We start from the raw sequence: 23,372 nt of genomic DNA on the forward strand, positions 1-23,372 counted from the left end.
GCTTGACGGGCGAGTAACAACCCGCCGTAATGACCCCAAGTACCGATACGTCCCTCAGGAGGACCCCGTGGAGCGGAGCGCGCAGGGCTTTGCCGGGACGGGGATCCCCGAAGGGCACGGCGGATCCGCCGTCGTGCCGGGCGTCCCGCGCGCGGCGGAGCGTGAACGGGGCGCGGCCGGCTCCGCCGGGAACGCGTCCGCGCCCGGCGCGGTGCGCGGCGAGCACACGCACGGCGAGGTGCCCCTTCCGCGGCCGCGTCCCGTCGTCCAGCGCGCCTCCGTGCGCGGCCAGATCCTCGACGCCCTGCGCACCGCGCTCGTCGCCGGCGACCTCACCCCGGGCGAGGTGTACTCGGCACCGGTCCTCGGCGAACGCTTCGGGGTGTCCGCGACCCCGGTCCGCGAGGCCATGCAGCAACTCGCCCTGGAGGGCGCCGTCGAGGTGGTGCCCAACCGGGGCTTCCGGGTGGTCGTGCGCGGCGCCCGCGAGCTGGCCGAACTGGCCGAGGTGCGCGCGCTGATCGAGGTCCCCGTGATGCTGCGGCTCGCCCGCACACTCCCCGCCGCCCGCTGGGCGGACCTGCGCCCGCTCGCCGAGGACACCGTCCGCGCCGCGGCCTCCGGCTGTCGCGCCACCTACGCCGAGGCGGACCGGGCCTTCCACCGCGCCGTCCTGGCCCTGTCCGGCAACGAACAGCTCGTCGGCGTCGCCGAGGACCTGCACCGCCGCTCGCAGTGGCCGCTGGTCGGCGGCCCGGCCTCCCGGGGCCGCGCGGACCTCGTCGCCGACGCGGCGGAACACACGGCCCTGCTGGAGGCACTGACGGCGGGCGACCTGGACGCGGTGCAGGCCCTGGTGCGGGAGCACTTCACGACGGCGGGCTGAACACGCCGCCGACGGCGCGTTCAGCGCCGTCGGCGTCCCTGGCGGGTCGGCGCCCCTGGCGGGTCGGCGCCCCCGGCGGGTCGGCGCCCCCGGCGGGTCGGCGCCCCCGGCGGGTCGGCGCCCCCGGCGGGTCGGCGCCCCCGGCGGGTCGGCGCCCCCGTGCCCCCGGCGCCCCCGTGCCCTCGGCGCGGTGAGCACCGCCGCGCCCGCGTTCGCCGTGCCTGCGTTCGGTGAGCCCTGGGCTCTCGGCGCGGTGAGCACCGCCGCGCCCGCGTCCGTCGTGCACGCCTCCGGCGTGTCCGCCTGTGGCGCGCTGCCGCCGGGTGGCCGTTGCCGGGCGCTGTTCGCGCGGGGTCGCGGTGATGTCCCGTCGTGGTGCCCGCGCCGCGTGGGGGCGGGAGTGCGGGCGGGGCGCCGCCCGGCACGGCCCGGCGGCCGCCGCACCCACGGCGGCGGGTCGGGGTCGGCCGGCGGCCCCGTGTCCGCCTCGCCGTGTCCGCCTCGCCGTGTCCGCCGCGCCGTGTCCGCCGCGCGACCCGCGCCCGCGTCACGGCGGACGCCCGTGCCTGTCTCGCGGCGGGCGCGGGTCGTGGGTGGCCGCTGCCGGGCGCTGTTCGCGCGGGGCCGTCGTGATGTCCCGTCGTGGTGCCCGCGCCGCGTGCGGGCGGGAGTGCGGGCGGGGCGCCGCCCGGCACGGCCCGGCGGCCCGCCACACCCCGCGGCAGCGTGCCGAGGCCGGGGCCGGCCGACGGCGTGGCCTTCCGGGGCCGGGGCCGGCCGACGGCGTGGCCTTCCGGGTGACCGAGGGAGGCCCCGGGCAGGAGTCGAGGCCCGCCCGGACGCGAGAGGGACGGCGCGGGTGCGTGTGCTGGGGCAGCCCGGGTGCGTGTGCCGGGGCTGCCCGGACGCCTGCCCGGTCCGCTACGCCGTCGCCGCCGGCGGGGTCAACTCCCGTGCCAGCCAGGTCGGGACGCCGCCGAGCAGACGGAACAGCCGACGGGCCTCCTCCCGCAGCCGGGACGCCTCCGGCTCGGTCTCCGCGTCCGCCAGGGAGGCCAGGGCCGGTGCCGTGCCCACCAGGTAGCCCAGCTCCTCCCGGATCCGCAGGGACTCGGCGAAACCGTGCCGTGCCTCGGACCGGTCGCCGTCGCGCAGGGCGAGGCCCGCGAGGTGGCGCCAGGTGAAGGAGAGCAGCAGGGCGTCGGAGTGGGCCGCGGCGGCCGTGTGGGCGCGCCGGTAGGCGGTGCGGGCGGCCTGCGGGGAGCGGGCGATGTTCTCGGCGAGCAGCCCGCGCCGGAAGTCCAGCAGCGCCCGGCCCGGCGCCTCCGGAGGGATCAGCGCCGCCGCCCGCCCGAGCGCGGCCCGCGCCTCGTCGACCCGGTCGCGGACCCCGTGCACGGTCGCCGCGTACGCCAGGTGCCCGCGTTCGCAGGCGGCGGCGCCCCGCTCCTCGTCGGAGTGCGCCAGCGCCTCGGCCGACCGCAGGGCGTCCTCCGCGTCCTGCCAGCCCTGCTCGGTGTACAGGCACCGCTCCACGAGCAGTGCGGCCCGCTGGATGGCGCCCGCCGCGGTGCCCGGCGGGAGCAGGGCCGCGGCGTCGGCCCAGCAGCCCCGCGAGCGCAACCGCCATACCGCGGTCCGGAGGGGATCGTCACCAGCGGTCGTTCCGTTACCAGACATGGCGGTGTACGCCACGTTGCCCTCCCCAAGGTCCGGTCCTTCGGCTCAGCCCGGGGTCACGGGACGTGGCGCGCGCTCCCCGGGAGGGGACGTCCTCGGCGGTGTCGCCGGCCGCCGGTGCTCCGCACCGGCGCCCGCCCGCGCCCCGAGGCCGCACGCACCAAGCCCCGCTCACCGGCGTCACCAGGCACCGTCCCTCCTCGTCGGCCTGATCCGGAGGGCAGGCCCAAGCGCGCCGTCGAGCTGTGAGTGGTGGCCGCATCTCAGCACGACTGGCCCGGCCGGGCCAAGGGGGCGGGTGAAGGATTTCACAAAGTCGTGGGACTCGTGGGGCCCACAGGTTTCGGCCCCGCGGCCGCCGATCCGTCAGCCGATCCGTCAACTCATCCGCAGCGCCAGGAAGAAGTCCAGCTTGTCCTCGAGCCGCGACAGGTCACGGCTCGTCAACTGCTCGATCCGGCCGACCCGGTAGCGCAGCGTGTTGACGTGCAGGTGGAGCCGGGAGGCGCACCGCGTCCAGGAGCCGTCGCAGTCGAGGAAGGCCTCCAGCGTCGGGATCAGCTCCGCGCGGTGGCGGCGGTCGTAGTCGCGCAGCGGGTCCAGCAGACGGGCGGTGAAGGCGCGGCGGACGTCGTCGGGCACGAACGGCAGCAGCAGCACGTGGGAGGCGAGCTCCTGGTGGCCCGCCGCGCACACCCGGCCGGGGCGTGCCGCCGCCACCCGGCGGGCGTGCCGCGCCTCCTCCAGGGCGCCGCGCAGCCCCTCCGCCGAGTGCACCGCCGCGCTGACACCCAGGGTGACCCGGCCGTCGTCGTCCAGGCCCGCCGACAGCGGTTCCCGGACGGCGGCGAGGAGGGCGTCGGCGAGAACGCCCGGCTCCGGACCGTCGTGCTCGGTGGAGACCGCCGGGAGCGGGACGAGGGCGATGGCCTCGTCCCCGATCTGGGCGACGGCGATGCGGTCGGAGGGCTCGGGGCCGGTGGCGCGCGGGTCCACCAGGATCTCCTCCAGCAGCGCCTGGGCGACCGGACCGCCCTCGGTCTCCCCGTCGGCCCACTCGGCGCGCGCCACCACCACCTGCCAGTGCGGGGCGGCCCCGAGGCCCGGCAGCAGCACCGGCGCCGCCACCCGCAGCCGCGCCGCGATCTCGGCGGGGGCCGCGCCCGTCTGGACCAGCTCCAGCACCTCCTGCGCGAGCCGCCTGCGCACGGTGCGCGCCGCGTCGCGCCGGTCCCGCTCGACGGCGATGAGCTGGGTGACGCCCTGGAGCAGGTCCAGACGCTCCTCCGCCCAGTCCCCGGCGTCCGCCTCGACGGCCAGCAGCCAGTCCGACAGCACCGTCTCCCGCACGTCCCGCACGTCCCGCACGTCCCGCACGTCCCGCGGAGCGCGCGGGGAGCGTCCGCCGGAGCGGACGGGGAAGAGGGAGTACGTCCTCTGGCCCACGACCGCCCGGTGCGGGCCGCGGCGGCCGGTGCGGGCGGCCGCCAGGTGCTCCGCCGCGAGCTGCGCGCACACCTCAGGCGCCGGCCCGGGGCCCGACACCTTGGGGCCGGCGATGAGCCGCCCGGTGGGGGAGAGGACCCAGGCGCGCAGGTCCAGGTCGGAGCCGAGCAGGTCCAGGACCACGTCGGGACCGCCGCCCGCCGGGCCCGAGGTCATCATCCGCCGGTGCCGGTCGACGACGGCCGCGAGGTCCCCGGCGCGCTCGCCGGACACCTGCCGGACGACGTGCTCGGTGATCGTCGCGAACGCCACCGACTCGTGCACCGCGAACAGCGGCAGCCGGTGCCGGGCGCAGGCGGTGACCAGGTCGTCCGGCACCGCGCCGAGCTCGGCCTCGCCGGCGGCCAGCGCGGTCACGCCGGCCTGCACCAGGATGTGGACGAAAGGATCAGAGTCCGCCGCGTCCCGCCGCCAGGCCAGGCCCGTCAGCACCAGCTCACCCCCGGAGAGGTAGCGGCTCGGGTCCCGCAGGTCGGTGGTCATCACACCCCGTACGGTGCGGTCCAGCTCGTCCTCGCCGCCGAGCAGCCGCAGCCCCAGCGCATCGGTGTCCAGCAGTGCGCGCAGCCGCATTCTCGTCGCCGCCGTTCCTTGTCTCGAAAACCACGAAATCCATGAAGTCCACGAAGTCCACGAAGTCCCCGAAAACCACGATGGAGCGTGAGGGCCGGCCGGGGGCCGTCGGGTTCGAGGGGGTCCGCCGACGGGTCCGGGCCCTCATCAGCCGCATTCTGTGCTTGCCGGGCTGTTTCCCACGTTTCCACAGGAGAACCGGGAGGTTACTGATGGCCTCCGTTCATACGAATCTACAAGATGCCCGCCCCGACCAGTGAACTCCTTCATGGTTTCGGTGACTGACCCCGTCGGAGTACGCGGCGGTGTACTGGCTCCACAGCGCGTGAACAGGTCAGGAACGAGCCGGGTCCGCCGCACCCGACTCCGGCTCGATCCGCACCCCACGAGACCAGGAAGAGAGCCGGTCATGGACTTCCTTCGCCCCGCCAGCTGGGAGGAGGCGCTCGCCGCGAAGGCCGAGCACCCCACCGCTGTGCCGATCGCGGGCGGCACCGATGTGATGGTCGAGATCAACTTCGATCACCGGCGGCCCGAGTACCTCCTCGACCTGGGCCGTGTCGCCGAGCTCCACGAGTGGGAGGTCGGCGAGGACGGCGTGCGGCTCGGCGCCTCCGTCCCCTACACCAGGATCATGGAGAACCTGCGGGCGGAGCTGCCCGGCCTGGCCCTCGCCTCCCACACCGTGGCCTCCCCGCAGATCCGCAACCGCGGCGGCGTCGGCGGCAACCTCGGCACCGCCTCCCCGGCCGGGGACGCCCACCCCGCGCTGCTCGCGGCCGGCGCCGAGGTCGAGGCCGAGTCGGTGCGCGGCAGCCGCCGCATCCCGATCGACGCCTTCTACACCGGCGTGAAGCGCAACGCGCTGGCGCCCGACGAGCTGATCCGCGCCGTCCACATCGAGAAGGCCGACGGACCGCAGCAGTTCTCCAAGGTCGGCACCCGCAACGCCATGGTCATCGCGGTCTGCGCCTTCGGCCTGGCCCTGCACCCGCGGACCCGCACGGTCCGCACCGGCATCGGCTCCGCCGCCCCCACCCCGGTCCGGGCGACGGCGGCCGAGGACTTCCTGAACGCCGCGCTCGACGAGGGCGGCTTCTGGGAGAGCGGAAAGACCATCACCCCGTCGGTCGCCCGGCGGTTCGCGGACCTGTGCGCCGCCGCCTGCAACCCGATCGACGACGTCCGGGGCACGGCCCGCTACCGCCGGCACGCGGTCGGCGTCCTGGCCCGCCGCACCCTGACCTGGACCTGGGAGTCGTACCGCGGCCCCCGCCGCGCCGTCGAGGGAGCCGCGTGATGCGCGTCCACTTCACCGTCAACGGACGACCGCAGGAGGCGGACGACGTGTGGGAGGGCGAGAGCCTCCTGTACGTGCTGCGGGAGCGCCTGGGCCTGCCCGGCTCCAAGAACGCCTGCGAGCAGGGCGAGTGCGGCTCGTGCACGGTCCGCCTCGACGGCGTGCCGGTGTGCGCGTGCCTGGTCGCCGCCGGGCAGGCGGAGGGCCGTGAGGTCGTCACGGTGGAGGGCCTGGCGGAGTACGCCGCACAGCGCTCCCGCACCACCGGCGCCCGCGGCGGCGGCACCTCCCTCGGCGAGGCCAGGCGCTGGGACGCCCAGGGGGACACCGGCCCGTGCACCGGCGAGGGCCCGGAACTCTCCCCCGTCCAGCAGGCCTTCATCGACGCCGGCGCCGTCCAGTGCGGCTTCTGCACGCCCGGTCTGCTGGTCGCCGCCGACGAGCTGCTGGAGCGCACCCCCGACCCCTCCGACGCGGACATCCGCGAGGCGCTCTCCGGCAACCTGTGCCGCTGCACCGGCTACGAGAAGATCATGGACGCGGTCCGCCTGGCGGCCGCCCGGCAGGGAGAGGCGGTCTGACGATGTCTCCCGACGGCGCCCCCATCGGCGCCCCCACCAAGATCACCCAGGGTTCGCGGACCCGCGGCGGCATCGGCGAGTCCACCCTCCGCCCGGACGGCACCCTCAAGGTCACCGGCGAGTTCGCGTACTCCTCCGACCTGTGGCACGAGGACATGCTCTGGGGCCAGATCCTGCGCTCCACGGTCGCCCACGCCGAGATCGTCTCCATCGACACGGGCGAGGCGCTCGCCACCCCGGGCGTGTACGCCGTCCTGACGTACGACGACCTGCCGACCGACGTGAAGCACTACGGCCTGGAGATCCAGGACACCCCCGTCCTCGCCCACGGCAAGGTCCGCCACCACGGCGAGCCGGTCGCCCTCGTCGCCGCCGACCACCCGGAGACCGCCCGCCGCGCCGCCGCCAAGATCAAGGTCGAGTACCGCGAACTGCCCGTCGTCACCGACGAGGCCTCCGCGACCGCGCCGGACGCGATCCTGGTCCACGAGCACCGCACCGACCTCCCCCAGTCTCAACCTGGTTCGACCGGGGGGACCCCCATCATCGGCCACGTCCCGCACCCCAACATCGTCCACCGCCAGCCCATCGTCCGCGGCGACGCCGACGCGGCCGCCCGGCGGGCCGACGTGATCGTCCGCGGCGAGTACACCTTCGGCATGCAGGACCAGGCCTTCCTCGGCCCCGAGTCCGGTCTCGCCGTGCCCGAGGAGGACGGCGGCGTCCACCTCTACATCGCCACCCAGTGGCTCCACTCCGACCTGCGCCAGATCGCCCCGGTCCTCGGCCTGCCCGAGGAGAAGGTGCGGATGACGCTGGCCGGCGTCGGCGGCGCGTTCGGCGGCCGCGAGGACCTGTCGATGCAGATCCACGCCTGCCTGCTGGCCCTGCGCACCGGCAGACCCGTCAAGATCGTCTACAACCGCTTCGAGTCCTTCTTCGGCCACGTCCACCGTCACCCGGCCAAGCTGTCCTACGAGCACGGCGCCACCCGCGACGGCAAGCTCACCCACGTCAGGTGCCGCATCGTCCTGGACGGCGGCGCGTACGCCTCCGCCAGCCCCGCCGTCGTCGGCAACGCCTCCTCCCTCGGCATCGGCCCCTACGCCGTCGACGACGTCGACATCGAGGCCGTCGCCCTCTACACCAACAACCCGCCCTGCGGCGCCATGCGCGGCTTCGGCGCGGTCCAGGCGTGCTTCGCCTACGAGGCGCAGATGGACAAGGTGGCGAAGGAACTGGGGCTGGACCCGGTGGAGTTCCGGCAGCTCAACGCCATGGAACAGGGCACGCTCATGCCGACCGGCCAGCCCGTGGACTCCCCGGCCCCGGTCGCCGAACTCCTGCGCCGCGTCAAGGCGATGCCGATGCCGCCGGAGCGCCAGTGGGAGAGCAGCGAGGGCGCCGACGTACGGCAGCTGCCCGGCGGTCTGTCCAACACCACGCACGGCGAGGGCGTCGTCCGCGGCGTCGGCTACGCGGTCGGCATCAAGAACGTCGGCTTCTCCGAGGGTTTCGACGACTACTCCACCGCCCGGGTCCGCATGGAGGTCGTCGCGGGCGAGCCCGTCGCCACCGTGCACACGGCCATGGCGGAGGTCGGCCAGGGCGGTGTCACCGTCCACGCGCAGATCGCCCGCACCGAGCTGGGCGTCGACCAGGTGACCATCCACCCGGCGGACACCCGCGTGGGCAGCGCCGGCTCGACGTCGGCCTCGCGCCAGACGTACGTCACCGGCGGGGCCGTGAAGAACGCCTGCGAGCTCGTCCGCGAGCGGGTGCTGGAGATGGGGCGCCGGAAACTGGGCTCCCACCACCCGGCCTGGGCCACCGCCGAACTTCTGCTGGAGAGCGGCAAGGTGGTCACCGACGGCGGCGAGGTCCTGGCCGACCTGGCCGACGTGCTCGGCGACGAGGCCGTGGAGGTCGAGGAGGAGTGGCGGCACCGGCCGACCGAGCCGTTCGACCTGCGCACCGGCCAGGGCAACGGACACGTCCAGTACTCCTTCGCCGCCCACCGGGCCGTCGTCGAGGTCGACACCGAGCTCGGCATGGTGAAGGTCGTCGAGCTGGCCTGCGCCCAGGACGTCGGCAAGGCGCTCAACCCGCTGTCCGTCGTCGGCCAGATCCAGGGCGGCACCACCCAGGGCCTGGGCATCGCGGTGATGGAGGAGATCATCGTCGACCCGAGGACCGCTAAGGTGCGCAACCCCTCCTTCACAGACTACCTGATCCCCACCATCCTCGACACGCCGACCATCCCCGTCGACGTCCTCGAACTCGCCGACGACCACGCCCCGTACGGGCTGCGCGGCATCGGCGAGGCCCCCACCCTGTCGTCGACCCCGGCGGTCCTCGCGGCGATCCGCGACGCGACGGGCCTGGAGCTGAACAGGACGCCGGTCCGGCCGGAACACCTCACCGGAACCGCGTGACAGACCCCCCGGGCGGCGCGAGGCCGACGAGCAGGGCCGGAAGCCCGGCCCGTCCAGGGCGCTGTTCGTCGACGGCACAGGCTTCGTCGACGGCACGGGCTTCGCCGACGGCACGGGCTTCGCCGACGGCGCGGGCGAGAGCCGGCCGGGCGTGCGTCGGCCCTGGCGTGGAACACCGTCCACAGGACCGCAGACAAGGAGACCGAGACATGCTGGACATCGCCGAGGAGCTGAACCGGTGGGTCGAGCAGGGCCGTGACTTCGCCGTCGCCACCGTCGTGGCCGTCAGCGGCAGCGCACCCCGCCGGCCGGGGGCCGCGCTCGCCGTGGACACCGACGGCACGGCGATCGGCTCGGTCTCCGGCGGCTGTGTGGAGGGCGCGGTGTACGAGCTGTGCCGACAGGCCCTTGAGGACGGCGAGCCGGTGCTGAAGCGCTTCGGCCACAGCGACGACGACGCCTTCGCCACCGGCCTGACCTGCGGCGGAGCCATCGACGTCCTCGTCACGCCGGTCCGGGCCGCGGACCGGGTCCGCCCGGTGGCCGCGGCCGCGCTGGCCGCCGCGGCCCGCGGCGCGGCGACGGCGACGGCCCGGATCACCGCGGGCCCGCCGGACCTCGTCGGCCGCGCCCTCCTGGTCCGCCCCGACGGCTCCCACGACGGCGGTTTCGGCGCCCACCCCGAGCTGGACCGCACGGTCGCCGCGGAGGCCTGCGCCTTCCTGGACGCCGGCCGCACCGGCACCCTGGAGATCGGCGCGCGGGGCTCCCGCTGCGGGGCCCCGCTCACCGTGTTCGTCGAGTCCTCCGTGCCGCCGCCGCGGATGATCGTGTTCGGCGCGATCGACTTCGCGTCGGCGCTGGTGCGCATCGGCAGGTTCCTCGGCTACCGGGTCACCGTCTGCGACGCGCGCCCGGTGTTCGCGACGCGGGCCCGCTTCCCGGACGCCGACGAGATCGTCGTCGAGTGGCCGCACACCTACCTGGAGCGCACCGGCGTGGACGGCAGGACCGTCCTGTGCGTCCTCACCCACGACGCCAAGTTCGACGTCCCCCTGCTCCGGCTCGCCCTGCGCCTGCCCGTCGCCTACGTCGGCGCCATGGGGTCGCGCCGCACCCACCTCGACCGCGAGGAACGGCTGCGGGAGGCCGGCGTCTCCGAGCTGGAGCTGGCGCGGCTGCGGTCACCCATCGGCCTCGACCTGGGCGCCCGCACGCCCGAGGAGACCGCGCTGTCGATCGCCGCGGAGATCGTCGCCGCCCGGCGGGGCGGCAGCGGGGTCCCGCTGACCGGCGCGCACACGCCGATCCATCACGACGTGACGCCGCTGCCGCCGGGGCGGATCGGATCGGTCGCCTGAGGCGGCACCGCGATCCGGCGCACCGTCGGCTGGTCCGGCCAGGCGAACGCGTAGTGCGGATCTCCCGACTCGCTCAGCCGGACGAAGCGCAGCAGCTCCCGCACGATGCCCGCGGTGCCCGCGCCCCAGCCGGTGCGCGCCTCCAGCGTGCTCGGGACGACCCGGTGCTCGACGTTCGACCAGCGCGCCCCGCGGGCGTCCCGGGTGGCGCGGGCGAGCAGGTCCGCGACCAGGACGCGGGCGAAACCCGGGGCGTCGCCCTGCTCGGCCATCCGGTCGCAGGCCAGCGCCAGGACGCCCGCCGTGCCGCAGCAGCGGGCGTTGTTGTCCCAGAACCCGGGCCGCAGCCGGCGCGGCAGCCCGGAGTGCGTCACGGTGTGCCAGCAGCGGTCCGCCAGCGACTGCCAGGAGGGGTCGGCCAGGACGTCCCGCAGCAGCCGGAAGACCTGCGCGTCACCGGCCGGCCCGTGGCACCAGCCGTAGCTGTACCGCTCGATCAGGTCGGGCAGGTACTGCGGATCGGAGTGCGGCACGAGGAAGCCCTCCGGGCCCGCCTCGTCGCGGGCCACCAGGCCCGACGCCCCGGCCCGCGCCAGCTCCGTGAAGTCCGCGCGGCCCGTGGCCGCTCCCACGGCGGCCAGCCCGTACACGATCCCGAGCGTGCCGTGCGAGAGATGGTGCAGCCGCGCCTCCACACCGGGCCGGTGCGCCCACTGCACGCCCCCCGCGACCTCCTCGGCCGTCCGCGTGTACGGCTCCAGCGCGAGCACCGCCAGCTCGGGGTCGCCGGCCGCGAGCGCGCCGAGGCCGATGCCCGCGTTGCCGCCCATCAGCTCGAACAGCTCGCCCCAGCGCGTTCCGTCGAAGCGCTCCCGCACCCGGGCCAGGGCCCGGTCGGCGGCCCGGCCGGACGCGGCGTCGCCCAGCTCGCGGTGGACGGCCCGCAGCACCAGCGCCACCCCGGTGCGCCCGAAGTAGAGCGAGTCGTCCCGGCACTCCTCGGCCGCGACCGCCAGGCCGCGGGCCGCGCGCAGGGCGGCGTCCCCGTAGACGTCGTCCCCGAAGTGCCGGCGCGCCTCCAGCAGCGTCGGCACGATCCCGGCGGTGCCGTCGTAGAGCATCGCCTCGACCTCGGTGTCCGAGGGCCGGTCCGGCCAGCCGAGGCCGCCGCCCGCCGTCTGCCGCGCCACCCCCAGCAGCCAGCGCAGCCCCTCCACGGCCAGTGTCTCGACCTCGTCCACCGCCGGTGTCTCGACCTCGTCCACCATCGGTGTGCCGTCCTCGTCCACCGCCGGTGCCGCCCCGCCCCTGTCCACCCCTGTCATGGATCCACCCTGGCACGGGCCACGACACCTGCCCAGGGGGCCGGTCCGGGAGCCGCCGGGGGCGCGACGCGGCACGGAGCGGCACGCGGGAGCGCGCGGCGGCCCGGCGGCCCCGCGCTGTCTGATCAGCCGTTCACGCTCTGCCGATGCAATGCCGATGCCGGTGTCGATGCTGATGGCGATGGCGATGGCGATGGCGATGGCGATGGCGATGGCGGTGCCGGTGTCGGTGATCGGGTCGGTCGGCGCCGCGTCACGGTCGGCGCAGCAGACGGTTGGCCGCCCGTCCGAACACCGCCCGGCCCGCGGTCCGCAGCAGCGGATCGCACAGGGACGGCAGCGGCCGCAGCCGGAGCTCCTCGCGCCAGATCACCCGGGTCCGCCCGCCCGGCCCGGGCCGCACCTCGATCTCGGCCCAGCCCCGCACCACGCGGCCGCGCTTCTCCAGCCGGCACAGGCCCGGCTCGCCCTCGGCCGGAGGGCACCAGACGGTGACCTCCATCCGGTCGTCGACGGCGAACGGTCCGACCCCTGAGCGGGCCACGAACACCGTGCCCACACGGGTCGGCCCTGGGGTGACCACGGTGACGCGGGTGAGCGGCACCACGTCACCGTGCCGCGGCCACTCGGTGAGCCGGCGCCAGGCCTCCTCGAGGGGGAGCGGCGCCGTACGTTCGAACTGGAAGGTGACCACGTAGCGATCGTAGGGACTCCGGGCGGCCCGGCGGCAGGTTCCCCGGCGGGTCACACACTTGGCCCAGCCGGGTGTCGGCGGCCGAGCCTCAGGAGCCCGCCGTTCCGGACGCGGACGCCTGACGCAGACGTACGGGCGCCCCCGCCCGGGGCGCCCGTCCAGGGGACGGGACGCCCCGCCGGCCGTGACCTCCGGAGGGGGGACTCACCGGCCCCTTCGGCCTCCGCCGGGCGGACGGACGGGACGGCGCTCGGCGCGGTGGGGGAGGCGGACCCGCGCGGTCGCTGAGCCGGACCCGCCCGGCCGCCCCTGCCGCCACCCACCCCGCCGGACACTCCGGCGCCCCGCCGCACCGCGCGGCGCGGGTTTGAGGTGGTGGTCATCTGGGACCCGGAGAGTCCGGAGCCGTCCAGCCGCCGCCCGGGGCGGAGGAAGGCGTACGCATGACCGCCTACACCGTCGTGATCCCGACCCGCGCGCGGGCCCCGCTCGCCGACTGCCTCGCCGCGCTCGCCGCCGCCAAGGGGCCGGCGCCGGCCGAGATCGTCCTCGTCGACGACCGGCCCGAGCCCGGACCGGCCCCGCTGGAGCACCCCTTGAGCGTCCTGGGAGACCTGCGCGAACGCACCACCGTGCTGCGCGGCGCCGGCAGCGGACCCGCCGCCCGGAACGCCGGCCTGCGCCTGGTCCGTACGCCCTGGGTCGTGCTGCTGGACGACGGCGTCCAGGTCGGACCCCACTGGGGCGAGCAGCTGGCCGACGACCTGGCCGACGCGACCCTGGACACCGCCGCGGTGCAGGGTGTGCTCGCCGTGCCCCTGCCGGGCGGGCGCCGCCCCACGGACCGGGAGCGCACCACTGCGGGCCTGGCGCGCGCCCGCTGGATCGCCGCCGACATGGCCTACCGCACCGAGGCGCTCAAGCAGGCCGGCGGCTTCGACGAACGCTTCGGCCACCCCTTCCGTGAGGACACCGACCTCGCCCTGCGGCTGCTGGACGCCGGATGGCGCATCCGGCAGGGGCGGCGCACCACCCGCCGTCCCGTCCTGCCCGCCGACCGCCGGGAGTCCCTGCGCGCCGAGCGCGGCAACGCCGACGACGCCCTGATGCGGCGACTGCACGGGCCGGGCTGGCGGCACCGGGCGTTCGCGCCGCGCGGCCGGATCCGCTCCCACCTCGCGACCAGCGCCGCGGGCCTGGCGGCCGGCGCGTACGCCGTGACCGGCCACCGCCGGGCCGCCGCGGCCGCCGCGCTGGGCTGGGCGCTGGGCACCGGCGCGTTCGCGTGGGCGCGCATCGCACCCGGCCCGCGCACCCGCGACGAGGTCACCACCGTGCTCGCCACGAGCGTGGCGATCCCGCCCGTGGCCGCCTGGCACCGGATGAGCGGCACCTGGCGGCACCGCAACGCCGCGCCCTGGCAGGAGGTGGCGCCGTGAACCGCGTCCGCGTCGTGCTCCTCGACCGCGACGGCGTGCTCGTCGAGGACGTCCCGCACCACGCCGACCCCGGCCTGGTCCGCCCCGCGCCCCACGCCCGCGAGGCGCTCGGCCTGCTCCGTGCGCGGGGCGTGCACACCGGCGTCCTCACCCATCAGCCGGGCGTCGCCCGCGGCCTGCTGACCCAGGCCGACCTGCGCCGCGTCGACGAAGGTGGCGATCGGCAGCCCATGAGCGTGTTCTGGCGTGTATGAGTGAGTGCTCCGGTCGGCGGCAGGGGTACTCGCGGGGAGGGAAAGAAGGTTCTCATTTCGAATGCGTGACCTTCGCCGGTGGTGGTCGTTGGGTGTGGTGACGGATTTCTGCCGGTACCGGGGGAGGGGGTGACGGGGTGGGTGGGCTGCGGGAGTTGGCGGCACCCTTCGTGGTACCCGGCCCTGCCGGGGTCGCGGTCCGGACCCGGCTGAAGGGTCTGACCGCCGGAGACGAGAAGGTGCTGCGCCTGGTCGGCGACCATCTCGGTTCGCTCGCCTCCCGTGATCTCAAAGCCTGCTGCGCGGCCGGGCAGGACCACGGCAGCGAACAGTGGGCCGAGCGCAAGCGGACCCTGTCCGTCGAGTCGTCCTCGCGCTGGGCAGGCAGCATCACGAAGGCCACCCACGACCAGTGGGCGCTGGCCCGGCGCGGTCAGCTCGCCCACATCCAGAACCTGGAAGCCGGCATCAGTACGATCACGCACCGCCTGTCTCTGCCCATCGGGCAGAAAGGCGGCAAGAAGGCTCCGGGCGGCTATCACAGCAGGCAGGAGTGGTTCGCCAAGTCCCGCCGCCTGCACGTGCTCGACGACCGGCTTCACGCGGCGCGGGCCGACCGGGAGGCCGGACGCGTGTGTGTGGTGCGCGGCGGGAAGCGGCTCTTGAACACCCGCCACCACCTGGACGCCGCGCAGCTCACCGAGGAACAGTGGCGTGCCCGGTGGCAGGCCGGGCGCCGGTTCCTCCAGGCCGACGGCGAGTCCGGCAAAAAGTTCGGCAACGAGACCATCCGGGTCACTCCTGATGGTGAGGTGTCTCTCAAGCTGCCCGCGCCGCTGGCGCACCTGGCCAACGCCCCGCACGGCCGGTACGTTCTCGCCGGCCGCGTGGGCTTCGCGCACCGGGGCGAGCAGTGGGCCGACCGCATCACCGCCAACCGGGCTGTCGCGTACCGCGTCCACGAGGACACCGGCCGGGGCCGCTGGTACCTGACCGCCTCCTGGACCATCCCGCCGGCCCGGACGGTGCCGCTGGACGCGGCCCGCGCGCAGGGTCTGGCCGGGGTCGATACCAACGCCGACCACCTCGCCGCCTGGCGCCTCGACACCCACGGCAACCCCGTCGGCGAACCGCTCCGCTTCGGCTACGACCTCACCGGTACCGCCCGCCACCGGGACGCCCAGGTCCGCCACGCCCTGATCCGCCTGCTCCACTGGGCCAGACGTCACGGTCTCGCCATCGCGGTCGAAGACCTCGACTTTGCCGCGGAGACGACCCGGGAGAAACACGGCCGCAGGAAGCGGTTCCGCAAGCTGATCTCCGGCCTGCCCACCTCCAGGCTGCGGGCCCGGCTCGTGAGCATGGCGGCCGAACTCGGCATCCCCGTCATCGCCGTGGACCCCGCCTACACCTCCCGCTGGGGTGCCCAGCACTGGCGGAAGCCACTGACGAGCAAGACCCGCACGCCCACGCGCCATCACGCGGCAGCCGTGGCGATCGGGAGACGCGCCCTGGGGCACCCGGTCCGGCGACGGACGGCACCGCCCCCTGCTCACCGGAGTGATGAGCAGGGGCATCGGACCGTCCAGGCCGGACCGGCGGCCCCGGGGCGTGAGGGACACCGCCCCCGCATTCCCGGACCACGGACACGATCCGTGCGCGCCGGACGCGGAGGGAAAGCGGTCGACCAGAACGCCCAACACCGCTCGGGGCGTTCGACTGAGCATGAGTCCTGGCAACAGGACTCACTCCCGCTCAGTCTCTAGGAACGGTTGGCCAGCCTGGCGACGGTGTTCCTCGGCCGGGTTGCGCTGCGCCCAGGCGAGGTAGCGGACGCCGCCCACGACGAAGGTGGTGGCGTCCAGGGAGAAGCTCTCCCAGGTGGTCCTGATCTGCCCCTTCTCCGTCCAGGTCGCGGTCAGCGGGTTGGCTCCGGTGCCCTCCAGGACGTACATGCGGATCGCCCACACGTCGTCGGGGCGCCGGCCGCGAAGTACACGTACCACTTGCCGTCGATGAAGTGGATCTCCGGTGCCCAGATGTGGGCGCCCATGACCCCGCTGGTGTGCCTGGTCCAGATGGTGACCTCCTGGGCCGTCGACAGGCCCTGGACGGTCGTCGCCCGGCGCAGCACGATGCGGTCGTACTCGGGGACCGTCGCGGTGAAGTAGTAGTAGCCGTCGGTGTGCCGGACGATGTGCGGGTCGGCCCGCTGCTCGGCGACCGGGTTGGTGTACGTCAGGGCGGGGGAGTCGGGGACGGCGGCCCGGGCGGTGGCGCCCGGTCCGGTGAGGGCGGCCGTGAGGGCCACGAGGACGGCCAGGAGCAGCCGGACGGCGATACGTCGCAAAGGAGTTCTGCAGGGGGAGGGGAGGAGGGGGGCGAGTGGTGGGGCGAGCCGCCACTCCCTTGTCCGTGATGTCGAACGTGGTTCGCGAGTCCGGCCAGTACTTAGGTGTTGGTCATGCTCTCGTCAATACGATGGGCGCGAACCGTACCGGCGGGACGCCCGCGACGCCCGCTGGTCAGTGCGTCCGGCGCGCCCCGGTGGTCTCCAGCAGGGCGCGGGCCGTCCGGTGGGCGGGCTCCGTGGTCTCCTCGGCGACGCGCCGGAAGGTGTCCTGGGCGGGGCGGGCCGGCCAGGCGGGCGGAAGGTGCCGGGCGGGGAGCCGGGGGTCCGTGCGGATGGTCCCCAGCCACTCGCTGACCAGGCGCAGCCGTGTGCCGATCGGGTCGTTCCCGGCCCCGTCGCTCAGATGGGCGGTCCACCGCTTGTCGAAGGTGACGTAGCGGGCGGCGATGCTCTCCAGGTCCCAGGTGTCACGGACCATCAACGCGATGTCGGTGGCCTCGTCGGCCCGGGCGTGGAAGATCTTGACATGGGCGGTGAGTCCCAGCTCCGCGACCAGGGCGGAGACGTCGACGTGGCCGGGCGCGATCCACAGCCCGCTGTACAGCGCGCCGAACCCGGACCAGGTCAGCCGCGAGCGCAGGTCGTGGCGCTGGCGTTTCCAGGAGTCGGGCAGGGAGAAGCCCAGCAGGGTCCAGGAGCCGTCCCAGTCGTCGTTGACGGCGCCCTGCGTCCAGATGCGGGTGCGGCCGTCCTCCAGCACGCGGGTCGCCTGCGGCGTCAGCCCGAAGTACATCCTGCGGCCCTCCCGCTGGCGCCGCAGCATGCCCCGGTTGACCATGCGGGTCAGCGTGGAGCGCACGGCCTGTTCGCCGACGCCGACACGGCCCAGGACGTCGATGATGCTGCCCGAGTAGACGCACAGGTCCCCCTCGTCCAGCACGTGGTTGCCGAAGAAGGCGAGCAGGAGCGACTGCGGGCGCGGCTGCGGCCCGTCCGCGGTGTCGCCGTCGCCGCCCGGGGCGTCGCGGCCCGCGCCACCGTCGTTCGAGGGGTCCAGGATGTCGTCGTCCTCCACGGTGGCAAGCGTACGGCCGTCCACCGGCGGCGCGGCGGGCGGCCGTACGGCGTTCACCGGCCGTCGGCGGTGCGGGTGCCGGGCAGCACGGGGAGGTCGGCGGGAACCTCCTCGGCGTGGGGGCCGGCGGGCTGTTCGGCGGGGTCGGCGAGGGAGGCCCGGCTGGTCTCCCGCACACAGCAGACGGTCAGCGCGGTGACGACGGCGCCCCCGCACAGCAGCAGGGCGACGGGCGTGCCGCTGCCACTGCCGGCCACCAGGCTGCCGGCGATCATCGGGGAGAAGCCGGCGCCGATGAGGGTGGCGCCCTGGTAGCCGAGGGACGCGCCCGTGTAGCGGACCCGGGTGCCGAACATCTCGGTGAGCAGCGCGCCCAGCGGGCCGTACATCGTGGACTGGGCGACGCCGTGCCCGAGGACCACGGCGAGGATCAGCAGTCCGGGCGACCCGGAGTCGACCAGCGCGAGGACCGGGAAGGCGAGCACCGCGGAGGCGACGGCCCCGGCGAGGACGACCGGGCGGCGGCCCACCCGGTCGGACAGCGCGGAGGCGCACGGCAGGACGACGAGCGCGACGCACGCCGACACGGTGAGCGCGGTCAGCACCTGCGGGCGGGCGTAGCCGATGCCGGTGGCGTACGCGATCAGGTAACCGGTCAGCAGCGACTGGGCGGTGAAGGCGCCGATGCCGACACAGCAGGCCAGCAGCACCGGACGCGGGTGCCGCAGCACCTCCAGGACCGGCAGCCGCGCCTCGCCGCGCTCCTTCTTCACCTCGGCGAACAACGGGCTCTCCACCACCTTGAGCCGGACGAAGAGCCCGACGCCGAGCAGCACCACGCTCAGCAGGAACGGCACCCGCCAGCCCCAGGCCACGAACTCGTCCCGGGGCAGGGCGACCACGAGGGTCACGACGACGGTGGACAGCAGGGAGCCGAGCGGGGCCCCCAGCTGCGTGAAGCTGGACCACAGACCGCGGCGCCGCTCTCCGGCGTGCTCGACGACCATCAGGGTGGCGCCGCCCCACTCGCCGCCGATGGCGACGCCCTGCACGACGCGCAGGGTGATCAGCAGGACCGGCGCCCACACGCCGACCGTGCCGTAGGTGGGCAGCAGGCCGATGAGGAAGCTCGCGCCGCCCATCAGGCCCATGGTGAGCAGCAGCATGGACTTGCGGCCGAGCCGGTCGCCGAAGTGCCCGAAGAGGACGCCGCCCACCGGGCGGGCCACGTAACCGGCGGCGAAGGTGCCGAAGGCGGCGATGGTGCCGACGGCGGGGTCGGCGCCCGGGAAGAACAGCTCACCGAAGACGAGGGCGGCGACCGTGCCGTAGACGAGGAAGTCGTAGAACTCCACTGCGGTGCCGAGCAGCCCGGAGAGGGCGACCCGGCGGAGCCGGCGGAGGCGTTCGGGGCTCGGAGGCGGTGGGGCGACGGGGGGCGGGGACATCGCGGTCTCCCTTGACCGGGGGAAGGACACCGCGAAAGTAGGCTCAGAATCGACCGCCGTCAAGAAAGTGCACAACATCAAACCGCGTGGGACCGCGCCGGGACACGGAGCAGGACACGGAGCAGGACACGGAGCAGGACATGGAGAGGGGGCGCTGCGGGCCGCTCGTGGAGGCCCGCAGCGCCCCCTGGTCGTGCACCTGAGGGGTACTCAGGAGTTCTTCCGGGTCACGAGGCGACCTGTGCCGCCACGAGGCTGGAGAAGGTGGTCAGCCGGGTGTACACACCCGGGTAACCGGCCTCCGCGCAGCCCTCGCCCCAGGAAGTGATGCCTGCCAGGACGCCCCCGATGAGCAGGGGACCGCCGCTGTCGCCCTGGCAGGTGTCCACGCCGCCGGAGGTGTATCCGGCGCACACCATGTCGCTCGCGACGAAGTCGGAGCCGTAGGAATTGCCGCAGCTGGAGTCGGACACGATCGGGACGGTCGCGGTCCGCAGCTGGTTGGAGGAGCTGCCGCCCGAGGAGGTGGTCCCCCAGCCGAGGACGCGGGCCGTGGTGCCGGCCGCGTACACACCGGTCTGGCTGGACGTCACGTACGACGCCGGCGTGTACGACATCGACGTCGACAGGGTCAGCACGGCCACGTCGTCACCGTTGGTGGCGTCCGTGTAGTCCGGGTTGATCCAGATCTTGCTGACCCGGCTGACCGTGCCGTTGGTGCCGTTGAGGTACGTGCGGCCGCCGACGACTCTCACGCTGCTGGTGGTCTCGCCGACCATACAGTGCGCGGCCGTGACCACCTTGGTGGGAGCGACGAGCGTGCCGCCGCAGAACTGGTTCTGCGAGGCGTCCGTGATCTGCATCATGAACGGGTACGCCGTCGTGGTGGTCGTCGTACCACCGACGATCGGCTGGGGGGCCGCGACAGCGGTGGGGGCGCTGAGCAACGCCGTCGCGGCGGCGGCAGCGGTCACGGCCACGACGGCCGCGGTCTTCTTCGCACGGGTGAGCCCGAACATGGATCTCCTTGCTGGGGGAGTTGCCGGTGGGGGGTCGCGCGGGTGTGGGGGTGTGCACGGGGGCGGGCACCCTTCCCATTCGGACGGAGCCTGGAGTGGGTGAGGGGCCGTTCCCCGTGTGACCGGGCGAGCGGCACGCCCCTTACGCTAGGGGCCGGCCCCTCGTCTCCCAATGAGGGAACCCCCTAGGGGAGTTGGGGAGGGAAAACCCTCGGTCGCCGCTCGGCGAACCCCGCGCTGCACACCACGCGCGGCAAACCCCCGCGCGGGAGACCGTGCGCGGCGAACCCCGCGCGGTCCACCCGTGCCGTGAGCCCGCGCTGGCAGTTAACCCGCGGAATCGCTACTTCGCGTGACGCCCCGCCGCCAGTCGGACGATGTCCACCCGCGAGCGGATCCCCAGCTTGCGGTAGACCCGGGTCAGGGTCGCCTCCACCGTCTTGACGCTGATGAACAGGCGCGCGGCGATCTCCCGGTTGGTCGCGCCCTCCATGACCAGCGCGGCGACCTGACGCTCCATCGCGGCCAGCCCCTCCAGCGCGTCCGGAGCGGGAACCGGCGCGGGCGGCTCCACCGGACCGGCCCCGCCCGCCGCGGCCACCGCCGCGTCGACCTGCCGCAGCCACGGCAGCGCCCTGCACCGCCGGAACAGCCGCGCGGCCTCCTCGTACGCCGTCGGCCCCGGCCGCCCGGTGCGCAGCCGGGCCAGCGCGAACGCGGCCCGCGCCTCCTCCAGGCCGTACCCCAGCCCCGCGAGCCGGTCCTGAGCGGACGTCAGACGGGCCACCGCGCCCTCCCGGTCGCCGCGCGCGGCCCGCACCAGCGCCTCCGCCCGGTCCAGCACGGCCAGTACACCTTCGCGGCCCAACCGCAGCGCGTGCGCGCGGGTGACGTCGATGAGGTCCTGCGCCTCGCCCGGCTCACCGATACGGACCAGGGCCTCGGCGAGATCGCCCTGCCAGCGGCCGCGTGCCGGGTCGGTGATGCCCATGCCCTGCTCCAGCTCCCGCACCCGGCGCAGGCTGGCGACCGCGCCCGCCGCGTCCCCGGCCACCGACTGGGCGTAGCCGAGCGCGGCCAGGGCCCGGGAGAGGTACATCTGGTCGCCGTCCTCCTCGGCCCGGTCCGCGGCCTCCCGGGCCAGCGCCAGCGCCCGGTCGACATCGCCGCCGGAGGCCTCCGCGAGGGAGGTGAGCATGGCGGAGGCGCCCAGGCCGATACCGGAGTCCCGGGCCAGGCGCAGGCTGTCGCGGGCCAGGTCCAGGGCGCGTCCGCAGTGCCCCGAGCGCAGTTCGGTGTCCGCGAGGAAACGCTGGAAGTGCACCTCGCTCTCGACCATGCCGCGCCGGCGCACCTCGCGCAGCAGCGCGGTGATGGTGGAGCGGGCCTCGGGCAGCTGGTCGCTCATCAGCAGCCAGCGGAAACGGGCGGTGCCGGCGCCGTTGTGGTGGCAGGCCACGTAGGGGTCCTGAGGCTCCTTCAGCGCGTGCTTGATGGTCGCGGGCGCGTCCGGATGGCCCATCAGGGTCTCGGTCGAGGCCTGGAAGGACAGCGCCATCAGCTCGGTGCGCCGGTCACCGCCCCGCGCCGCCAGGTCGGCGGTGTGCGCGGCCTCCTGCCGGGCCTCGGCGAAGTCGCCCTCGACGACCAGCTTGCGCCAGGCCAGCCGGTAGTGGACCAGGGCGAGCAGCCGCGGGTCGTCGCCGGCGTCGGCAAGGGCCTGCGGGAAGGCGGCGTCGACCTCGCCGAGGGACTGTCCGGCCGCCTCGATCACCACCTCCCACGCCCGTACCCGCTCGGCGGGCACCGTGGCCCGGGACAGCACCTCGCGCGCGACGTCCCGGGCGAGGTCCACCTCGCCGGCGGTGATGGCGTCCTCCGCGGCCTGCAACCGGTGCCCGTCCGGGCCGGGGGTGCCGTCCGGCGGGGCGTGCCGGGCCGCGAGCAGACCGAGCGAGGCCGCCACCGAGGGGGCTCCCCGGTCCCGGGCCAGCGCGGCGGCCTCGGCGAGCCGGGCGGCCACCTCCGGGTCGGTGCCGGTGGTCGCCAGGGCGAGGTTGCGGGCCCGCTCGATCGGATCGGAGGCCGCCGTGGACAGCGCGGCGTGCGCGGCCCGCCGTTCCTGCGCGGGCGCCTCCGCGTACAGCGCGGCCGAGATCAGCGGATGCGCGAACCGTACGGCCGGACCCTCCGGCTCCGTCGCCAGCAGCCCCAGGGACGCCGCCCGGGCCGTCTCGGCCTCGGCGTTCTCCCGGCCGGCCGCGTGCAGCAGCGCCAGGGTGGGGCGGGCGCCCGCACTGGCGACGAGCAGGGTGCGGCGGGCCTCGTCGGAGAGCATCTCCAGACGGCTGAGCACCAGGGCACGCAGCGAGGTCGGCACCGGCAGCGGCTCACCCGGGCGCGGCGGGGTCGTGCTCTCGCCGAGGGCGCGGCCCAGTTCCAGGGCGAACAGCGGGTTGCCGCCGCTGGTGCGGTGGATCTCGCGGACCGTGGAGCGGGGCAGGTCGGTGTAGCCGCGGTGGTCGAGCAGGGTGGAGACCTGGGAGCGGGAGAGCGGGTTGAGGCGGACGGCGAGGGTGTCGGGCGGGGACGCGCGTAGCTGGCGGTCGTACTCCTGGCCCTCGGTCCGGACCGCGCAGAGCAGCTGGACGGGCGTGTCGCCCAGCCGGCGGGCGGCGAAGCCGAGGAGCTCGGCGCTGGCGGAGTCCAGCCACTGGAGGTCGTCGGCGACGACCAGGACGGGACCCGCGGCGGCGAGGGCGCGCAGCGCGGACAGCACGGCCAGCCGCAGGGCGAGGCCGTCGCGTTGCAGGGTCGATTCGCCGCGGCCGGTCAGGGCCGCCTCCAGCGCGGTGCGCTGGGCGGCGGGCAGCCGGCCGGAGACCTCGTCGAGGACCAGGCCGAACAGATCGGCCAGGGCCAGGAAGGGGAGGTGGGATTCGGACTCGGTGGCCGAGCAGCGCAACACGGTGCGGGCCGTCTCGCCGTAATCGGCGGCCAATGCCCGCAGCACGGTCGATTTGCCTATTCCGGCGGGGCCGTGCAGCAGCACGCTGCCGCCGCGCGCCAGCTGCTCGCGGGCCGCCGTGAACAGCTCCTCCCGGCCGACGACCAGGTCGGGGCGGCGGCTGGCAGACTCCGTGAAGTCCCGTCGCACGGTCACCGCTCCCTCCGAGTGTCGTGTCCGGGGCAAATTCTAGGCATTGGCGCATGGGAATTCGGAGGGACGGCATGGTGAGGGAGACAACAATCGGCGCATGGGGCAATTCGTCGCGGCGCGCTGTAACGGACGGACGCCGGGGGCGGGCCCGCCACGGCCCCGACGGGCACGCCCGGCCCCGCCTGCCGGGGCCCGTCCGGCCGCCGCCCCGCCCGCCAGGCCGCCCGCTCGCCCGGATGCCTTGCCTGTTCGGTCGTCGGGTCGCGTGGCTTGCCCGCTCGGT

General features: G+C 75.1%; 16 protein-coding genes and 1 pseudogene. 8 read left to right on the forward strand and 9 right to left on the reverse strand.

What is annotated here, in order from left to right:
* The first annotated feature begins 67 nt into the window (after positions 1 to 67).
* Positions 68 to 886 carry a GntR family transcriptional regulator gene (locus ACIP67_RS20005; RefSeq protein ID WP_401693247.1) on the forward strand — a complete coding sequence of 273 codons (819 nt, stop codon included), beginning with the start codon at positions 68 to 70 and terminating at the stop codon, positions 884 to 886.
* A gap of 921 nt (positions 887 to 1,807) precedes the next feature.
* Here ACIP67_RS20005 and ACIP67_RS20010 read toward each other — a convergent pair.
* Positions 1,808 to 2,566, reverse strand: a complete 759-nt coding sequence (locus tag ACIP67_RS20010) for a hypothetical protein (protein WP_401693249.1) — start codon at positions 2,564 to 2,566, stop codon at positions 1,808 to 1,810.
* A 378-nt stretch (positions 2,567 to 2,944) separates the two neighbouring features.
* Positions 2,945 to 4,645: a PucR family transcriptional regulator gene (locus ACIP67_RS20015; protein WP_401693251.1), complete on the reverse strand. Its 1,701-nt coding sequence runs from the start codon at positions 4,643 to 4,645 to the stop codon at positions 2,945 to 2,947.
* Positions 4,646 to 5,054: 409 nt separating this feature from the next.
* Between ACIP67_RS20015 and ACIP67_RS20020 the strand changes: the two genes are divergently transcribed.
* The 4 genes from ACIP67_RS20020 (at position 5,055) to ACIP67_RS20035 (ending at position 10,322) form a co-directional block, all read left to right on the forward strand.
* A complete protein-coding gene (locus ACIP67_RS20020) occupies positions 5,055 to 5,945 on the forward strand; it encodes an FAD binding domain-containing protein (RefSeq protein ID WP_401693252.1) in 891 nt (296 codons plus the stop codon).
* Positions 5,945 to 6,526 carry a (2Fe-2S)-binding protein gene (locus tag ACIP67_RS20025; RefSeq protein WP_401693253.1) on the forward strand — a complete coding sequence of 194 codons (582 nt, stop codon included), beginning with the start codon at positions 5,945 to 5,947 and terminating at the stop codon, positions 6,524 to 6,526. The genes ACIP67_RS20020 and ACIP67_RS20025 overlap by 1 nt, the downstream gene beginning before the upstream one ends.
* 2 nt (positions 6,527 to 6,528) lie before the next feature.
* A complete protein-coding gene (locus ACIP67_RS20030; RefSeq protein ID WP_401693254.1) occupies positions 6,529 to 8,961 on the forward strand; it encodes a xanthine dehydrogenase family protein molybdopterin-binding subunit in 2,433 nt (810 codons plus the stop codon).
* A 209-nt stretch (positions 8,962 to 9,170) separates the two neighbouring features.
* Positions 9,171 to 10,322 (forward strand): XdhC family protein, encoded by a 1,152-nt coding sequence (locus ACIP67_RS20035; protein WP_401693255.1) that lies wholly within the window; start codon positions 9,171 to 9,173, stop codon positions 10,320 to 10,322.
* On the opposite strand, the gene ACIP67_RS20040 is transcribed toward ACIP67_RS20035, so the two are convergent.
* Complete coding sequence (locus ACIP67_RS20040) at positions 10,274 to 11,590, reverse strand: lanthionine synthetase LanC family protein (RefSeq protein ID WP_401693290.1); 1,317 nt, start codon at positions 11,588 to 11,590, stop codon at positions 10,274 to 10,276. The two genes, ACIP67_RS20035 and ACIP67_RS20040, sit on opposite strands and share 49 nt — an antisense overlap.
* A gap of 310 nt (positions 11,591 to 11,900) precedes the next feature.
* A complete protein-coding gene (locus ACIP67_RS20045) occupies positions 11,901 to 12,341 on the reverse strand; it encodes an SRPBCC family protein (protein WP_401693256.1) in 441 nt (146 codons plus the stop codon).
* 443 nt (positions 12,342 to 12,784) lie between these two features.
* On the opposite strand from ACIP67_RS20045, the gene ACIP67_RS20050 reads away from it, so the two are divergent.
* From ACIP67_RS20050 to ACIP67_RS20060, 3 genes are all read left to right on the forward strand, one after another.
* Positions 12,785 to 13,780, forward strand: a complete 996-nt coding sequence (locus ACIP67_RS20050; protein WP_401693257.1) for a glycosyltransferase family 2 protein — start codon at positions 12,785 to 12,787, stop codon at positions 13,778 to 13,780.
* Positions 13,777 to 14,034 carry a hypothetical protein gene (locus ACIP67_RS20055; RefSeq protein ID WP_401693259.1) on the forward strand — a complete coding sequence of 86 codons (258 nt, stop codon included), beginning with the start codon at positions 13,777 to 13,779 and terminating at the stop codon, positions 14,032 to 14,034. Before ACIP67_RS20050 ends, ACIP67_RS20055 begins: the two co-directional genes overlap by 4 nt.
* A gap of 137 nt (positions 14,035 to 14,171) precedes the next feature.
* Positions 14,172 to 15,800: an IS200/IS605 family accessory protein TnpB-related protein gene (locus ACIP67_RS20060; protein ID WP_401693260.1), complete on the forward strand. Its 1,629-nt coding sequence runs from the start codon at positions 14,172 to 14,174 to the stop codon at positions 15,798 to 15,800.
* Between the two features lie 33 nt (positions 15,801 to 15,833).
* On the opposite strand, the pseudogene ACIP67_RS20065 reads toward ACIP67_RS20060, so the two are convergent.
* The 5 genes and pseudogenes from ACIP67_RS20065 to ACIP67_RS20085 form a co-directional block, all read right to left on the reverse strand.
* Positions 15,834 to 16,384 (reverse strand): annotated as a pseudogene (locus ACIP67_RS20065) (family 43 glycosylhydrolase); the annotation flags it as partial.
* 175 nt (positions 16,385 to 16,559) lie between these two features.
* Positions 16,560 to 17,462: a PaaX family transcriptional regulator C-terminal domain-containing protein gene (locus ACIP67_RS20070; RefSeq protein WP_401693261.1), complete on the reverse strand. Its 903-nt coding sequence runs from the start codon at positions 17,460 to 17,462 to the stop codon at positions 16,560 to 16,562.
* 53 nt (positions 17,463 to 17,515) lie between these two features.
* Complete coding sequence (locus tag ACIP67_RS20075; protein ID WP_401693262.1) at positions 17,516 to 18,910, reverse strand: MFS transporter; 1,395 nt, start codon at positions 18,908 to 18,910, stop codon at positions 17,516 to 17,518.
* A 227-nt stretch (positions 18,911 to 19,137) separates the two neighbouring features.
* Positions 19,138 to 19,929: a S1 family peptidase gene (locus tag ACIP67_RS20080; protein ID WP_401693264.1), complete on the reverse strand. Its 792-nt coding sequence runs from the start codon at positions 19,927 to 19,929 to the stop codon at positions 19,138 to 19,140.
* Between the two features lie 343 nt (positions 19,930 to 20,272).
* On the reverse strand, positions 20,273 to 23,092 hold the full coding sequence (locus tag ACIP67_RS20085; RefSeq protein WP_401693265.1) for an AAA family ATPase: 2,820 nt from the start codon (positions 23,090 to 23,092) through the stop codon (positions 20,273 to 20,275).
* Between the last annotated feature and the right edge of the window lie 280 nt (positions 23,093 to 23,372).

The organism is Streptomyces sp. NPDC088812 (assembly GCF_044750285.1).
In the GTDB taxonomy this organism is placed as follows: domain Bacteria; phylum Actinomycetota; class Actinomycetes; order Streptomycetales; family Streptomycetaceae; genus Streptomyces.

Coding starts and splice junctions, on each gene's coding strand:
- ACIP67_RS20040 (WP_401693290.1), bottom strand. CDS start 11,590: ATGGTGGACGAGGTCGAGACACCGGCGGTGGACGAGGTCGAGACACTG.
- ACIP67_RS20020 (WP_401693252.1), top strand. CDS start 5,055: ATGGACTTCCTTCGCCCCGCCAGCTGGGAGGAGGCGCTCGCCGCGAAG.
- ACIP67_RS20035 (WP_401693255.1), top strand. CDS start 9,171: ATGCTGGACATCGCCGAGGAGCTGAACCGGTGGGTCGAGCAGGGCCGT.
- ACIP67_RS20075 (WP_401693262.1), bottom strand. CDS start 18,910: ATGTCCCCGCCCCCCGTCGCCCCACCGCCTCCGAGCCCCGAACGCCTC.
- ACIP67_RS20030 (WP_401693254.1), top strand. CDS start 6,529: ATGTCTCCCGACGGCGCCCCCATCGGCGCCCCCACCAAGATCACCCAG.
- ACIP67_RS20080 (WP_401693264.1), bottom strand. CDS start 19,929: ATGTTCGGGCTCACCCGTGCGAAGAAGACCGCGGCCGTCGTGGCCGTG.
- ACIP67_RS20015 (WP_401693251.1), bottom strand. CDS start 4,645: ATGCGGCTGCGCGCACTGCTGGACACCGATGCGCTGGGGCTGCGGCTG.
- ACIP67_RS20025 (WP_401693253.1), top strand. CDS start 5,945: ATGCGCGTCCACTTCACCGTCAACGGACGACCGCAGGAGGCGGACGAC.
- ACIP67_RS20010 (WP_401693249.1), bottom strand. CDS start 2,566: ATGTCTGGTAACGGAACGACCGCTGGTGACGATCCCCTCCGGACCGCG.
- ACIP67_RS20050 (WP_401693257.1), top strand. CDS start 12,785: ATGACCGCCTACACCGTCGTGATCCCGACCCGCGCGCGGGCCCCGCTC.